Annotated in this window: 8 protein-coding genes; 2 read left to right on the forward strand and 6 right to left on the reverse strand. The window is 58.2% G+C overall.

Annotated elements, in window-relative coordinates; genetic code table 11:
- The 3 genes from AC1MBU_RS15790 to AC1MBU_RS15800 form a co-directional block, all read right to left on the reverse strand.
- Positions 1 to 1,050: a restriction endonuclease subunit S gene (locus AC1MBU_RS15790; protein ID WP_479787955.1), complete on the reverse strand. Its 1,050-nt coding sequence runs from the start codon at positions 1,048 to 1,050 to the stop codon at positions 1 to 3.
- Between the two features lie 176 nt (positions 1,051 to 1,226).
- Positions 1,227 to 3,191: a type I restriction-modification system subunit M gene (locus AC1MBU_RS15795; protein ID WP_479787957.1), complete on the reverse strand. Its 1,965-nt coding sequence runs from the start codon at positions 3,189 to 3,191 to the stop codon at positions 1,227 to 1,229.
- 94 nt (positions 3,192 to 3,285) lie between these two features.
- Positions 3,286 to 3,981 (reverse strand): hypothetical protein, encoded by a 696-nt coding sequence (locus tag AC1MBU_RS15800; protein ID WP_471672235.1) that lies wholly within the window; start codon positions 3,979 to 3,981, stop codon positions 3,286 to 3,288.
- A gap of 366 nt (positions 3,982 to 4,347) precedes the next feature.
- Here AC1MBU_RS15800 and AC1MBU_RS15805 point away from each other — a divergent pair, with 366 nt between their 5' ends.
- On the forward strand, positions 4,348 to 5,160 hold the full coding sequence (locus AC1MBU_RS15805; RefSeq protein ID WP_479787958.1) for a restriction endonuclease: 813 nt from the start codon (positions 4,348 to 4,350) through the stop codon (positions 5,158 to 5,160).
- Positions 5,161 to 5,195: 35 nt separating this feature from the next.
- Here the strand turns inward: AC1MBU_RS15805 and AC1MBU_RS15810 are convergent, their stop codons facing one another.
- From AC1MBU_RS15810 to AC1MBU_RS15820, 3 genes are all read right to left on the reverse strand, one after another.
- On the reverse strand, positions 5,196 to 6,359 hold the full coding sequence (locus AC1MBU_RS15810) for an McrC family protein (protein WP_471672237.1): 1,164 nt from the start codon (positions 6,357 to 6,359) through the stop codon (positions 5,196 to 5,198).
- A complete protein-coding gene (locus AC1MBU_RS15815; protein WP_479787959.1) occupies positions 6,359 to 8,557 on the reverse strand; it encodes an AAA family ATPase in 2,199 nt (732 codons plus the stop codon). The genes AC1MBU_RS15810 and AC1MBU_RS15815 overlap by 1 nt, the downstream gene beginning before the upstream one ends.
- A 104-nt stretch (positions 8,558 to 8,661) precedes the next feature.
- Complete coding sequence (locus tag AC1MBU_RS15820; RefSeq protein ID WP_479787962.1) at positions 8,662 to 12,096, reverse strand: helicase-related protein; 3,435 nt, start codon at positions 12,094 to 12,096, stop codon at positions 8,662 to 8,664.
- Between the two features lie 91 nt (positions 12,097 to 12,187).
- Between AC1MBU_RS15820 and AC1MBU_RS15825 the strand changes: the two genes are divergently transcribed.
- Positions 12,188 to 16,150, forward strand: coding sequence for a DEAD/DEAH box helicase (locus AC1MBU_RS15825; protein ID WP_479787964.1), 3,963 nt, complete (start codon positions 12,188 to 12,190; stop codon positions 16,148 to 16,150).
- Positions 16,151 to 16,220 lie beyond the last annotated feature (70 nt).

Raw genomic sequence — 16,220 nt, forward strand, 5'->3', positions numbered from 1 at the left:
CTATGCAGCCCCTTTCGCAACCGGGTGATCCCGAACGTCGATCTTCCCCGTCACCGCCGCCGAGATCAATGCAGCCCTGCGTTCCTTCGACAGTTCAATGGCTTCCTTGGCATCGGCGATAGCGGCGTCGATTCCGGCAGTCTCTCGGTCGAGATAATCGGCGATCGCGTGCTGCTCTTTCACCGGCGGGAAGGGCAGTTCGAAGTTGTTGAGAGTTGAATTGGTGAGCTGATTGATCGTTGCCGTAACGAAGAGCCCCATCTGTGCCTGAAATATCGAAGAATTTAGAACCCACGAAATGAATCGGTTGGCCGGGGAGCGCAGAACCGTCATGAACGCACCAAACGTCTGCCCCGCTGCTTCTTGAGTAATGACCGCGTTCTTCCCGATCAGGGCTCGACTTCCGTTTCGTGCGCAGATCAAGATATCTCCTTCCCTCGTCCGAATAGACGGTGGAATGGTGGTATTTACGTACACACTGTCCGCATAATGCAAGCGTCCGTCCTGAACGTTTCCCGATCGCAGTACCAAGACTCCATCCTGCTTTGCATCAACGATGTCACTGGGCGAATAGGTCAAACCGATATGAGTTGTGCCCACATGCTTAATTCTTGAGACAGCCCAGCCTGCGGGAACGTGGCCGAGCCATTCGACGCCGCTGTCTTTCATGGGGACGTTGGGGTCGAGGCCCTTGGTGACGGCCTGGGTGATTGTGGCGGCGCGTCGCTCGTTCAACAGCCCGGTGAGCTCCAGCTGATCCGCAATAAACGCGTCGATCTCGGCCGTCTCATGGTCGAGAAAGGAAGCAATCGCCCTTTGATCAGAAAGGTCAGGGGCTGGCACCGGCTGCCTCAAAGATTCAGGAACTTGAACGTACGGCTGAGCGGCGCCGCCCTTCAACCAAAACTCCTCGTTGTTCAAAATGTAATGGACAAACTTAGGAGACCAGTTGGGTGCTATGGCCCATGCTGACGTATTGGCCACGGTTCCCCATCGGCTGTGATCCGCGAGGAAAACCTTGCCGCATCTGGCGCCTACAGCGCTGAGCACGATACCGCTCCCAGCCGCGCCGGTCCTGCTCTCCGGCACCCAAACGTCCTGCCCAGAGGCGCTGTATCCTGGCACGAGCCCCCGACCTTCGGTCTGGCTTGCTTCCCCTTTGATCATCCCCGTGGAAGCCCGCACCGGGCGAAGCATGCGTTTCGCTGGGACCGTTCTGAAGGCCTTCATACGTGGACCTTTTCGAGGCGGGCTCGGATGCGACCGAGGACGGCGTCGAGGTCGGCGTCTATCTCTTCGAGGCTGCGCGGCTCTTGGTACTTGTAGAAGTGTCGGGTGAAGGGGATCTCGTAGCCGACTCTGGTCTTCGTTTCGTCGATCCAGGCGTCGGAGGCGAATGGTTTCACTTCCCGCTGGAAGTATTCGTGGATGTCCTCATTGAGGGGCACGTTTTCGGTGTCGCGCAGGTCCGGGTCCGCTTCGGCGCGGCCCTTGGCATCGGTGCAGACGCCAGCACTCTCATCACGCGCGGACAGGCCCATGGCCAAAGCCTTGTACTGCGCGGGAGTGAGCGAAAGTCCGGCGTCGCGCACCGCTTTCCGCAGCTCGGCAGTGAAGTCCTCGCGGCTGGTCCAGACCTTCTCCTGGTCCATGGCGACAAGTGCTTCCCGCAGCGTGGCGACCTGTCCCTCTCCCAGCTTCGCGATCGCCTTGACGGCGAGGGTTTCGCCGATCCGGTCTTCGGTGACGGCAAAGTTCAGGCGCAGGGGCCGCTCGACTGTGATGGTCCGGTATCCGAAGTCCTGGTTCCGGAAGATCTTGCTGTGGCTGCCGTCGTCGTCGTCATTTCCATACAGCTTCACCATGCGGTCGATATCCGCCGTGCCCAACTGCTTGCGCTTGGAACCGAGGCTCTTGCGCATTTTCTCGAAGAAGCTAGTGCCGTCGATGAGCTGTACGGTGCCCTTGCGCTCGGCGGCCTTGCGGTTGGTGAGGACCCAGACGTAGGTGGCGATGCCGGTGTTGTAGAACATGTCCGTGGGCAGTGCGATGATGGCTTCGAGGAGGTCATGCTCCAGGACGTAGCGGCGGATCTCGGACTCGCCTGAGCCGGCGCCGCCGGTGAACAGGGGTGAGCCATTGAGGACGATCGCTGCGCGGCCGCCGCCGTCACGCGCCGGTCGCATCTTCTTGATCAGGTGCAGCAGGAACAGTAGCGAACCGTCCGAGACGCGGGGCAGGCCGGGGCCGAAGCGACCGTCGTAGCCCTGTTCGCGGTGCTCCTTCTCGACGATGGGTTGAGCTTTCTTCCAGTCGACACCGAAGGGCGGGTTGGAGAGGCAGTAGTTGAAGGTCTTGCCGAGGTGGCCATCTTCGATGAGGGTGTCGCCGAGGACGATGGCGTCGACGTCTTGGCCTTTGATGACCATGTCCGCTTTGCAGATGGCGTAGGACTCGGGGTTGATTTCCTGGCCGGCGAGCATGAGGGTGGCGTCCGGGTTGCCGTCGCGGATCCGTTCCTCGGAGACGGAGAGCATGCCGCCGGTGCCGGCTGTTGGGTCGTAGACCGAGCGTACGATGTTGGGCTGGTGGAGGTCCTCGTCGTCGGGCGCAAACAGCAGGTCCACCATGAGGTGGATGACCTCGCGCGGGGTGAAGTGCTCCCCTGCGGTCTCGTTGGAGGTTTCCGCGAACTTGCGGATGAGTTCCTCGAAGATGAGGCCCATCTCGGCGTTGGAGACGTTGTTGGGGTGGAGGTCTACGCCGGCGAATTGCTGGACGATGAGGAAGAGCAGATTGTGGTCGTGGAGTTCCTCGATGCGCTCCTCGAGCTTGTACTTCTCGAAGATGTCGCGGACGTTGTCCGAGAAGCCGCGGACGTAATCGAGGAGGTTGTCGCGGATGTTGTCGGCGTCGCCGGTGAGCTTGGCGAAGTCGTAGCGGGAGGTGTTGTAGAACGCGTGACCGGACTTGCGCGGCAGGAGGACGGTCAGCGGGATGGCGCCGTCCTTTTTGGCGTTGTACTCGTCGAGAACTTGGCTCTTGGTCTCGGCCAGGACCGCGTCGATGCGGCGCAGGACCGTGAACGGCAGGACGATGGAGCCGTACTGGTGCGGGCGGTAGGAGCCTCTGAGGAGGTCCGCGATGTTCCAGATGAAGTTGGCGTAGTTGTTGGGTGCTGCTGATGGCACGGCTGTGTCCCCCGGTGGTTCTGTATTGCGCTTGGTGTCATGGTACCGCCGAGGTACCCCAGATCGACGGCCAAGGTCGCAGAAGCGCTGAGTGCTAGCTGCTGAAACCTCTCTGGAAGCCGAACATGTCGATGACCTTCGCTTTAGGTAAGCAACGGTCGGTGAGCTCCCCCTGGAAGTCAAGAGTGGTGAACCGCTCGGACAGCGTGTCGATCTCGCCCTGGTGTTCCGCGTAGAACTCACCGAGCTGAGTCAAAGACCGTGTCCCGACGGCGCGGAATGCGGCCTTGTCTGACTTCGTATCGGCCAGCGAACGAAATCCCTTCACGAAGTACGAATCGAAGGAAGGCAGCACTCCCCAAGTGCCCATCATCACTTTGGTGACCAGCGTTCTGGAGGAGCCGCCGTCAGGAAGGAGTGCAGTTCGGAGATCCGAGTACGCCCGAAGTATCAGTTCTTGCGTGTCCGGCTCGGGATAGTGCTGCGGTGTGAGTGCTCGCATCTCGGCGTTATATCGCTCGATGACGTCGACGGCGTCGGCATAGTGGCGAGCATTCGTCTCCCGAAACAGGTAGGAGGACCCTCTCAGCATCCCCCAACTCGCCAGATAGTAGCCAAGCTGAAGGCAACTCAACTCAAGGTTTCTCGAAGGGGTCAGACTGCTTTGAAAATGGTTGAAGCAGAAGTCCCAGCTACGTTCTCGGCCGTAGGTTCGAGTCGGGACCCCTTCACTGTGCCTAAGGAACGTTTCGACCGACTTCGTGATTTCGCCGTGCTTGAGCTTCCGCATGGTGAGCAGACTAGTTCTGTTTGTTCAAAGCCGCAGAGCCGCACGTCGATAAGCCGGGAGCCAGACCTTGGTTCGGCGCGTGACAAGCGTGCTAGGACGATAGGCTGGCCAGCAATGCAATTTGCAGCTTGAACAGAGGCCCGGGGGCGCAACGTGGTGAACATGTGGGGTATTCATAACGACGCTTTGTCGAGTGAGCTCGTAGAAGAAGGATTCGTCAGCATCGGATGGGACGCTATCCCGGATATCCGCTCCATCGGGAACGACCGCGAGCTCCTGAAACTGACGCTTGAGCGTGCGTACCCGGAAGCGAAAGCCGGCGCCATCCCAGTATGGGCAGGGATCCTGCGACGCTTTGCTTTCGAGATGCAGAAAGGCGATATGGTCATCGCCCCGCACAAAGCGGACAGCACTCTGAATTTCGGCGTCGTCACCGGCGACTACGAGTATTACGCCGGTCTCCAAGTGCACCCACATCGCCGAACTGTCCGCTGGATAAAGACAGGCGTATCCCGCGGGCTGTTCCCGCAGAAGGCACTGTACGAAATCGGCTCGGCCATGACGTTATTCCGAGTCAAGAAGAACACTGCCATATTCCAAGGCTTCCTGGAATCTGGTGCCTCAGACGTTGCTGTGGAAGAGCCGGACGAAACCTCTGTCGAGCGAGCCGATGATTGGGTTGAGACCGAACCCAGCGCTGCTCGCCTGGATCAGTTCACCCACGACTTCATACTGAAAACACTTCTGCAGGATCTCTCTCACGAGGAATTCGAGTACTTCACGGCTGACCTTCTACGCGCGATGGGCTACCAGGCCCGGGTGACCCCTTACTCCTCCGACGGCGGGGTCGACGTTATCGCGCATCGCGACCCGCTCGGCTTGGAACCTCCCGTGATCAAGGTTCAGTGCAAACACAGCAGCGCACAGCAGTCCCGGCCGGATGTTCAGCGTCTGAGCGGCACTCTGGCTCACGGTGAACTTGCATTGTTCGTGTGTCTCGGAAGTTTCAGTAAGGATGCAGTGGGGTACGAACGAGAACGCCAAAGCCTGCGCCTTCTCACAGGTGCAGACGTCGTGAAGCTCACGCTCGAACACTACGAGCGGCTCAGCTCGGAATGGCAGAACCGCATACCGCTCCGTCAGGTTTACGTGGTGGATCGAGCTGCAGAAGGACGCTGACACCCTTGACGCCGTAGCGAAGGAACTTGCCTCGACTAGATCAACTGCGCCAACGATTTGATCGAAGCCAGCATCTCCTCAGGGCTCCGATCAAGATCAACGGCATGGCAGTGAATCCGCGTACCCATCCCCATGATCTGATGAATGCGCGGTTTCTCCTCGCCGCTCGCATAGATCAGATGCCCATCCGACAGTCCGTAGCGGACGCAGTAGGCAAGCATCTGATACACGTCAGGGTTCGGATACTGCTCGAAGCGCACCGCCTTGTATTTGGCGTCGAGTACGGCTCTCACTCCGCCGCTCTGGGACCAGACAATGTCCGGGCGGAGAGCGAGAAGACTACCCTCATCCAAACATTCCCCGGTCCGCTGCAGCTCCACCACTCCCCCGCGCCCCTCCAAAGAAGCCTTCAGCGTCGCTCCAAGGAAGTCCTCGAAGATCTGCCACATGTCGAAAAGGTAGGCAGTTGCTGCTGTGTCACCCGCGCGGTGTTCCACCGATGCGTATCGAAGAATCAGGGAAGCGAGGCCCAGAGCGTTTCGATAGTGCCTGTTCAGCCGAGTGAAGTGCACTTTCGGAACTGCACTTCCCCCAGCGAGGCTGCTCACGCCGTCGAATCGGTTGAGCAGGTGCCGCAACCGTCGCCGCTCGGACATGCCGATCGCAGGTAGTGACAGGAGTATCCGCGCCGCCGATCGCAGCATCCTGTTTTCTGGGATGTCTTCCGTATATTCATCGACGATGATTTCGGCCGGCAGGACGAGCCCTCCACGCCGGGTGATCTGTGCCGATAGATCGAGCCGGCCGCGAACCATCGACGATGATTCCTCACGGGTCTGGTATCCCCTGATTAGTCCTCGGCTGATAGCCGATTCGCTGTGGATTAGGAAGGCCCGGACGAGTGCCGGTAGTAGCGACTTGTCTTCATCCACGGCCACCGCATGGTCCAGCCAGAACTCCCGATCGAGCGCATACCCCATCATGAAGAACAGCCGCCCTACCGGCACCTTCGGCCGGATCTCAATTTGCAGGCCAGCGATCTGGACAATGCCCACCTTTCGAACGCGCTCGACACGCCAGGAACCGTCGGGCTGCGGTTTAAAGGTGGCTACATCGAGACCGGCCAATGTGATGGCGACATCAGCTGGCAGGCACAGAACCTGCGGCTGCTGTGTCTCTTGAAGGACAATTCGTTCCATTAGAATGTCTGCGCATCCGGCTCCAGCGTTTCCCGCTCCTGTGCGTTCACCACACCTGCGTCTCCCTCTGTCGCCTGCGCCCGTTGTTTCAGGACGGCTCGTAGTGCAGGAAGCCCATACTTTTTGCTGAGGTCCAGCCGTTGACCATAATGATGCTCTTCCAATAGCGGCATAATCTCGTGTTCCCATACTTGGCGCAGAGTGTCCTCATCCAACCGCTTGTCCTTGGGCATCAGGTATGACGGACCGATACGGAAATCCGGGTCCTCGATCATCAAATTGAGTTGCTTCAACAGCGGGGCAGCTTCTTGATTCTGCTGATTCGCAGCCAGCCAACGGGGAAGTACACCGGAGACAGGCTCGATATCTGGATGGAGCTCGACGAAAGCGAACCTTCGGCGCATTGCGGCGTCCATGAGCGCGATAGATCGGTCGGACGTGTTCATTGTCCCGATGATGAACAAGTTCTCTGGTAGCTCGAACGGCTCGGAGCTGTACTGGAGGTTGATCTGTCGACGACGGTACTCAAGGAGAAAGTAGAGTTCGCCGAATATTTTCGCCAGGTTTCCGCGGTTGATCTCGTCGATGACGAGCACGTAGTTGTACTCGGGATGTTCTAGAGCCTCGTCGACCATGCGACGGAGGGGGCCGTGGGTGAGCTTGTAGCTAAGTTGCCCGTGTTCGTCGGTGACAGGGCGATAGCCCTCAAAGAAGTCCTCGTAGCTGTAGCTCGGGTGGAACTGGACGAGGCGAGTGTATCTCTCGTTTCCCGTGACGTAGTCGGCGATAGCCATTGCGAGGTACGTTTTGCCTGTGCCGGGAGGACCGTAGTAAATCACCTGCCGACGCCGCTCCAGTAACTCCAGTTGTTTCTGAAGCCATGGGACCGGGATGTGCACTTTCTCGGCGAGTGTTTGCGAAGCTGCGGGGAAGGGGCGTCGGCTCAGTTCCGGAGCCACCGGAAGTTCGTCCTCTTCTTCCTCGCTGTCACCTCGGTTCGACTCATCACTACCCGATACGCTGAATGTCGGGTCCCACTTTGTCCGGTATTGCTCGTCGTAGTAGTCGACATGGGCGTCAGTTTTCTGCTGGAGAGCAATTGTGATCGCAAAGAGATCCCGATCTATGTCCCCGCTCGTTCCTGAAATTTCTCCTATGAACGTATCCCGAATCTGCTGTTTCTTTACCGCAGAGAAGACATTGATGAACGACTCTGGATGAACGAGGTACAGCAAGGCGCTGCGCTGAGTGGGGATATTTTTACCGGGAATGGAAAGCACGAAGCGCTTCCATGCCCAAGGGTCCATCAGCAATTCATCCTGCTCCTCCGGATCCTTCTCCAGCCAACTGCCAAGCAGGTTCAGGAGCAGTACAACTGTCCAGTACTGATCGTTCACCATGGTCCGACCCGGGTTGGCGACACCCGCGCTGAACGCCGACGCTATCTCGGCCGGAACCTGCACAGGGTGTCGCATAGTGTTGAGCGCAGTCGTCACACGTTCATCTTTAGCCCGCTTGCCGATCGCCCGTGCCAATGGTAGGAACTGCCAGGTGATGATCTCAGCCATGAGGAGGCGCGCGTCGTCGGACACTGCTTCCATCTGTTCCGGCAATTTCTCTTTGAAGAGCTTGTCTGTCTCATCAGGCGTATCAATGAACGCGCGTTTCAGTTCCTCGAAGCACTCCTTCACCCACACCGAACGCCCCGGAGTGAATACAGACTCGTTCTCGCGCAAGCCACGTTCCACGAAGAGTTGCGCGACCTCCCGGATGCGGTCCTCGTCCGGGCTACGCGAAACGATCGTTGTTCGAAGCGCTTCAGCACGGTCCGCGAGACGCGTCTTTCGCTCAGCAGTGAGAATGCGGCGTAACTCTCGACGCAGCTCAGCCGAGTCGGGAAAAGTGTCTAGAGCAGCGATGCCGGCTTCCGTAATGCGCCAAACGCCATCCTTTTTGGTGATCCACCCCGCCCTCACCAGACTGCTGCTCTCGAAAGAGAAGGCAGCGTCACCGCGGAGTGTTCCACCCGAGAGTTGCCCCATTTCGTGGTCGCTAAGGGGTACGATCTCACGGACGCGTGGGAAGATCCCATCCTCGCTGTTGACGTTTGGGATACCGGCGCGATTCTGTTCCAGAAGCTTCAGCGCTGCGTAAATGCGAGCCCAAGTATTGTTCTTCGGCGTATCTAAATCAGACAATTCTTCCCCTTAGTTAGAACGGATCCCACCGCTGGGCAGGGACTGTAAATGCTGTTACCCGCGGCGGTTCTCTCCGAACGGATTCCACGCGTCGGCGGTATAACTCAGAAGGGCGCCCTGCCGCGCGCCCAAAAGCGTTTCCAGTCTCCCTTATGCCCCGTGGCTTGGAAGTCATCCATGTCCACGGTTCCGAATGGGTCTTCGAGATAGCGAACTTCGTCCGCAGCCGTCGCATCGGGATCTACCTGGACAAGCGCGAGACGATACCGCGGTCTAGCATTTTTCCCGGTAATGACCTCGTTATGGGTGACCCAGAAGTCAGTCGCTCCGGTAAGGCGCGCGGCGACCTTGATGCGGTACGTCTCCCCTGTAGCTGAGTCGATCGACAGAATGTCGTAACCGGGCGTGGCGGACGCCTGCACCTCGGGGAGCCGCCCAATGGCGCGCTCACGAGAGAGCACAAGTTCGATGCTGCGACGCTGAATGGAGGAAGATTCCACGCCTCGCGCTGGCGTACCGTCTGGCAACTCGGAGTCGAGCATCGCAGCAGGCAGTACCAGCGCAGCCGCGACGATGAGCGGCGGCTTGGTGGACATCTTTGCCTGCTGGTCGATGAGTTCGAGCCGGCGGTCGAGGCGCGCATGAAGGTCGTTGGCTTTGCGGGTCAAACTCTCAGATGACTCCTTCGGCTTCTCACCCAGGTTTTCCCTTTCGGAAGCTGCCACCGCGTCTGAGAGGATGCGTTCAATCTCGTGCTTGAGGCGCGATTCGACCAGGGCTCGCTGCTTCTCAAGCTCGTTCCTCCGACGAGGCTGCACTTCCGCGAGGTAATCCGGTAGTTCGTTCTCAATAATCCAGCTGACAGCTCGGGATTCCGCGTTATGCAACCAGGGAAGAGACTTCGCCTGCTGGACAGCGGCGGATTCCGGAGCAGCGGTGCAGTCGAGGTAAGGCGCTGGACCGGCGTCGACAACGGAGCCGTCCTCACCAACATAGGCATACCCGAATCTTCGCGCGACCGAAGCACCTAACGAATCCACGACCTCTTCGATGACGCCCACCAGCAGGCGGGGATCTTCGATGGTTCCTGAAACGAGTACGGTGCCACGGTTGAGAATGCCCGCCAGGGTCGTGACAGTATGTTCCATCACTGAATCATGGAGAGGGTGCCCCGGCGCAAGTAAATCGGCGTTTGCTCTCTCGTCAGCATGTACTCGATCAAGATCGAAAGTGACGCGCTCATATCGGCTGGCCGTGGGGCCATATTTGCCGTTACGCAGCACGGGCGGAACGTAGCTAATCTCATACCGCCCCTTTTCACGCCTTACGATCTTCCCCCCGAATCGTGTGAACGCCTCCTTGAACGCCAACTCGATATAGTGCGGTTGGAGACGTCTGGCGCGAGCTTCATCCATTGCTGCTCGGAGCTTCGCGAGATCCGCGTCGGATAAGTGCTCCGTGGCTAAAGCACGTTCAGCGAGGAGCTCGTCCAACCCCTCGGAAACGCTCTGGTCAATCACTCGATGCATACGCGCCTTAGTCTCAGGCAATTCGCCGTAGCGAATCGCCTCGATCAGCAACTCGCGCAATGGCGTGTCGGAAAACGCCGAACCCAGGACGTCGAACACGTTGCCACCGTATGCTTTGCGCTGCTCCTCGATCTTATTGAGCAACGCGGTGAAGACTTCGCCCTCGCGGGTATTTGCGGCTACGAGGTTCCACAAGCGGCACACCTCTGTCTGCCCGATACGGTGAATACGGCCGAATCGCTGCTCAATGCGGTTGGGATTCCATGGCAGGTCGTAGTTGACCATCAGATGGGCGGCCTGGAGATTCAAACCCTCACCCGCAGCATCCGTCGCCAACATGATTTGGCAATCGGGGTTCTTGGTGAACTCCTCGGTTACGGCGCGCCGTTCATTCCTACGCACGCCACCATGAATTGCGACGACAGCACCAGCTCGTCCAACGAGCTGGCTGATGCGCCCCATGAGATAGTTCAACGTGTCGCGGTGCTCGGTGAAAATAATGAGCTTGCGCGGCTTGCCATTGGAATCGAGCGGAATGACGTTGTCCTGAAGTATCAGGCTTAGTTCTGCCCACTTCTTATCGTCACCTCGGTCGCGTACTCTCCGCGCGACCTCCGCTAGCGCGTTGAGTTCGACGATCTCCGTCTCGAGCTCGGCGATCGTTTCTGCGGCCGTAGCAGCGTCGACCACATTTTCCTCAAGTTCCTCAAGATCCTCAGCGGAAATCTCGTCGTCGTCGATTTCGGAAGGCATGTACTTGTAGGGATCCGGGCGCAGGACGTCGCGATCGTCCCGATAAGTCGCATTTTCGATGCCCCGTTTGGTCAGTGCTAAGCGTTCTGCCCGGCGAACAAGGCTGCGATGAATGGCCTCCGGACTGGACGCGAGCCGCCGCTGCAGGACCGTCAACGCAAACCCGACCGTATTGCGCCGCTTTCCATCGAGCTGCGCTGCACGATTCATGCCGTTGCGGACATAGTCGGTTACCTGCTGGTAAAGCTCGTTTTCCAGCTCGGTCAGCTCATATGGAATTGACTCCGCGATGCGTTCCGGAAAAAGCTTACGACCTTCAAAGGTAAGGAGGTCTTCCTTAACCATCCGACGCATCACGTCACTGGTGTCGACCGAGGAGAAGCTTTTCCCCGCGAATCGGTCCCTATCGAGCAGGCTCAAGAAGAGCTGGAAATCCTCCTCCTTGCCGGAATGCGGTGTAGCCGTCATCAGGAGGAAATGACGGGCAATATCCCCAATCATCTCGCCGAGTTGAAAACGCTTCGTCTTCTCGAGTTTGTTGCCAAAATAGTGGGCTCCCATACGATGTGCTTCGTCAACAATCGCCAAATCCCAGTGACTGTCCCGCAACTGTTGCTGGAGGTCCTCATTTCGGGCGAGCTGATCCATGCGGGCGATGAGCAGCTGATGGTTTTCAAAAATGTTGTGGTTGAGCGTCGTATCGATCATCTGCGTGGTCAAAATTTCGAACGAAAGACCGAACTTGAAGAACAGCTCGTCTTGCCATTGCTCGACCAGACCACCAGGCGCCACGACAAGGCAGCGTTGAACGTCCTCACGAAGGATTAGTTCCTTAATGAACAAGCCGGCCATGATCGTCTTACCCGCCCCAGGATCATCCGCAAGCAAAAAGCGCAGCGGAGTTCTCGGCAACAACTCGCCATATACAGCGCGGATCTGGTGCGGGAGAGGCTGAACATTACTCGTTGCAACCGCGAGCATCGGGTCATACAAACCAGCAAGCTTGATTCTCTGAGCTTCGGCCACCGTTTTGAAGTCGATCGAAGAGGCGTCAAAAGGGCGACTCCCCGACGTCGATATGGCAAGCGAGTCCTCGTCGCGACGAAAAACGACCCGTTGCCCGAGCTCGCCGGAGGACGTCTTGTACGTCAACTCAACCGCGTCCGGACCGTGGGGCTGTCCGAAAATGACCTGCACAACTTCGTGCGGTACGACGCCGGTAAGTTGCAGGCCCGAAACGAGCTCCTCTAGCTTCATTTGGTCCCCCCACTTTCGCGTACGATTCTATCCAAACTGTCGACTGCGTGTCGGACCTCGAATAACTTGAGAGTACTGCCAAGGGGGCTCAATGAAGCGCGCCGAGCGCCAACACCTGGGCGCAATCATTGAAGAAGTGAGTGCCTGGGTCCATACGGGCCAGGAAATCCGATGGCTTGCTGGTCATCTCCCACTGTCGGCGTCCGTTGGCTTCGCCTCGGGCGATCACGATCTCCTGGTCAAAGCGGACCAAGCGGCGGCATCGGGTGACCTCGACGAAGCCGTGCGATTGACACAACCAACTTGGTTCGAGGGAAGAAAGAAACTCCAGCCAGCATATGAGGCCGCTGCGCGACTCGGCCTATTCCGCGATTGGTACCACTCAATCGGAGGCCCCCAACGTCTTGAATCGCTCCATCAAGAAGTCGCAACTCGGATGGTCACCGAGCGGGACGAACTGTACAACGTCACCAGCGCAATGCACGCCGCAGGACGTAGTGCATCAAAGATGCTTCGTGCCGCCTCCCATCTGCCGATCACGCGAGAAGGCGCGTTAGGAGACGCCGAACGCGCTGATGGAGAAGCTCTTCTCCAGCTCCTTGACGAGCAGCATGATGAAGCGATGAAGCTTCTCGACAGGTCAACGTGCACCGAGACCCCTTGTTCCAAAGCACACGCCGCCGCGAATGTGCTTGCCCAGGCGCACGCCCGAGGGCAGCAGGTTGGAATGTTTGAACGCCTGACTATTGCGGCCAACCGCGTGACAGCCCAGCTGTCCTGGGAACGCTTCCGAATGACCAAGATTTTGGATGACCTAACAGTTTGGTACGCGGCGGCGACGCAAACCGAGTTCGATACTGAGCATTTGCCGCTTACCCGCGCGGACGTCCTATCCGATTCCGAGGCGGCTGCACTCCACTCTCTCAAGCAGGTTTCCTCCGCGGATCTCGAGTACGCCCGGGTCTCCGATACAACGCTGTTGTGTGAGGCCGGACAGTGTATTTCGTTTCACGAATCGACCGCGCGATTGGCGGCTGTCCACTCGCGGCTCGACGAGCGCGAAGGCGGCCAGCTATTACTCGCCGCTGCCGAAAGGCTCTCATCTATGCGGGTGAGCGAGCGCCAACAACTTCGAGTCGCTATAGAGAATGTAGGTCACTGGCAGGAAGCAGCAACCCGGGTACTAGAAGATGCGGAGCACTTGCCCCTCACCAGAACAGGAGCCGTTTCCGACGCCGAAAAAAATGCTGCAACGACCATTCGACAAATCTTCGATGAGTACAGTGCTCATGCAACAGAGCTGCTCCATCCGATCCGGTGCCAGTCAGACCGCTGCGGTGACGCTCATGAAGCAGCATCTTCGCTGCATGAGGCGTATCTAAGGCTCCTCGAGTCGGAAGCTGGGCAAACAGTCGTTGCGGCGCGCACGCGCCTTCAAGGGCAGCTCGTCACTGAGCGTGAAGAGTTAGCGATGTTCCACCAAGAGGTCTTGAAATGGCCGAAGCGGATAACACGCATCCGCGGCACGCGACTAGACGCCTTAGCCAACGTAAAGGCAGAGGTCGAACGGCTCACTCAGGACTCCACGTCCATCAAGATCAACCGCACGGCAATGAGGCTGCTTCCTTTGCGTAAAAGCAGCGAAGCATTGGTCGCCAGCCTCTGCATACTTCGTGATGCCTCGCTTACGTCCAAGGACAACGAGTTTCTGAGCGATGCTGCAGCCTTGGCCCAACGGGTCATCTCAACTGTCAGGTCGGATTTCGATACGAATTGGGAGTGCAGGCGGGACGCGGATTGTAAGAGTGGTCATGAGGTCATTTCGATTGCCTTCGACGCGGCAGAGTCAGTCGAATCACAACTTACTCGGCTCAGCGCAGACACCGACGATATGTCAACGGATTTAGATCAGCTACTCGACCCCTCCCTCGGCCTGATCACCTATTTGCCACCTTCATACAAACTCGACGAATTGCTGCCTGGCAGCCTCACCAGGCGAGCGCGCAGCAAGCTGCCGCTCATCATCAATGCAGAGGGCGTCGCAAAGGAGGCAGCAGCCAAAGCGCGTGCAGCCGCCGACGAAGCTCGTGCTGTGGATGTAGCCGAAGCGCTTCGAGCGATGGACCTAGATGTCCTGCGGAAAGCAGCCCCGCAGGCTAAAATTCGCACGTCATCCCTCCAAGCGTATGACCTGCATAATGTTTGGGATGTCCTGCAATTTCAGGATGCGTACTACTTGGATTCCTTGCCCGGTCTCGGTGAGGCCTCGGCACGTGCGATCACACAGGCAACTCTCCGTCTCTTTGATGCTGTGCGAGAAGAGACCCCCGTCCGCATCGATGTAAAACGAAAGAGCGAGGCGACCGCGGCGTTGTTGGAGTCGCTCCGTGGCTGGAGCAATGCACGGAAATTCAGTCCAACCGAAGACGAAGTCGCGGTGGCAGCCGGTCTTTCAAAACTTACAAAGAAGAAATTCAGTCTTGTGGCCGGGCGTGTCCTCGCTGTAGTTGAAGGCGAAGATTCCGAAGGGCGACCCTCTGTCTCGGAGGTCCTCACGGACGCGTTGGAACGTACCGCCCCTCCTCCGAGCACCGACGATATTTGGACCGATTTCCTGTCACGACCGGCTGACTACTTCGGCATGCTAACCGAACTCGGGTTCATGACCGAGGACGAAAAAAGTATGCACGGCGACCTCCCAGAAGAGATCGTGGAAGCCGTTCGCGCCAAGGAACTGAAGCGGGACTATCTGACCGCTTCTCTCCGTACCTATCAAAGCTTTGGTGCCCGGTTCGCTCTCGTGCAAGAGAAAGTGGTCATCGGTGACGAAATGGGATTGGGCAAAACTGTAGAAGCACTCGCTGTACTCGCCCACCTTCGTGCACGCGGTCAGTCTCATTTCCTCGTCGTATGCCCTGCGGCAGTCGTCAGCAACTGGATTCGCGAGACGGCCAAGCATACAAAGTTGAAAACTTCGCGCCTGCACGGGTCGCTGTGGGAGCGAACCTATGCGGCGAAGACTTGGATTAGAAATGGAGGTGTCGCCATCACCACATACGATCTTTTGCCCTGGGCAAAGGCGCACCTCAGCGAGGTGGATCTGGGGTGCGCCATATTCGACGAGGCCCACTACATCAAGAATCCCAGGGCAAAACGTTCGCTTGCCGCGGCAGAGATCATCGATTCGATCGATTACGCGATCTTGATGACTGGCACGCCTTTGGAAAATAGCGTCTCCGAGTTCCGCAATCTGATCGGTTACATCCGTCCCGACCTCTCGGAAGATGCACCAGAATACTTTGCGACAGCTTTTCGAAAGCACGTGGCACCTGCTTACCTCCGCCGCAACCAGGAGGATGTGCTCACCGAGCTTCCCGAGATAGTTGAGGTTGATGAGTGGATGGGAATGTCGGCAGCTGACGAACAGGTTTACCGCCAGGCCGTAGCGGAGGGCCAATTCATGCTGATGCGACGCGCTGCTATGTTGTCGGAACAATCAATGAAGATCGACCGGCTCCTACAGATCGTCGAGGAGGCTGAAGCCAATGGACGGCGCGTGATTGTTTTTTCATATTTTCGCGAGGTGTTAAGCGAAGTTGCCCGGCTCCTACCCGGGCAGGTATTCGGCCCGCTTACCGGCTCTGTCCCGGCGGCGGATCGGCAGGAACTTGTCGATCGCTTCTCCCAAGCTGGGCATGGCGCGGTTCTCGTTGCACAAATCACTGCAGGCGGCGTCGGTCTCAATATCCAGTCGGCGTCCGTCGTGGTGATCTGCGAACCGCAGATCAAGCCCACAATGGAATCGCAAGCAATCGCAAGGGCTCACCGCATGGGTCAAACCAACACCGTGCAGGTACACCGGCTACTTACTGAAGACAGTGTTGATCAGCGCATCCGCGATATTCTTGAGGTCAAAATGCAACTCTTCGATGAGTTCGCCCGCGACAGTGTCATCGCAAAACAAGCTCCTGACGCTGTCGACGTGTCGGAAGTCGAAATTGCGCGGATGGTCGTTGCTGCCGAGCGGGAACGACTTGCGATGGCATCGCGCTAGTAGATAGCAGGGTACGCGTGGCGCGAATCCGAACTCAATCCCATTCGGCGCCCATCTGCAGAAGGGCAAA

The sequence above is a fragment of the Arthrobacter sp. PTI12 genome, from assembly GCF_056679915.1.

Excerpts from the sequence above, each read along its gene's own strand:
- AC1MBU_RS15800 (WP_471672235.1), bottom strand. The coding sequence starts at position 3,981 with ATGCGGAAGCTCAAGCACGGCGAAATCACGAAGTCGGTCGAAACGTTC.
- AC1MBU_RS15805 (WP_479787958.1), top strand. The coding sequence starts at position 4,348 with ATGCAGAAAGGCGATATGGTCATCGCCCCGCACAAAGCGGACAGCACT.
- AC1MBU_RS15810 (WP_471672237.1), bottom strand. The coding sequence starts at position 6,359 with ATGGAACGAATTGTCCTTCAAGAGACACAGCAGCCGCAGGTTCTGTGC.
- AC1MBU_RS15820 (WP_479787962.1), bottom strand. The coding sequence starts at position 12,096 with ATGAAGCTAGAGGAGCTCGTTTCGGGCCTGCAACTTACCGGCGTCGTA.
- AC1MBU_RS15825 (WP_479787964.1), top strand. The coding sequence starts at position 12,188 with ATGAAGCGCGCCGAGCGCCAACACCTGGGCGCAATCATTGAAGAAGTG.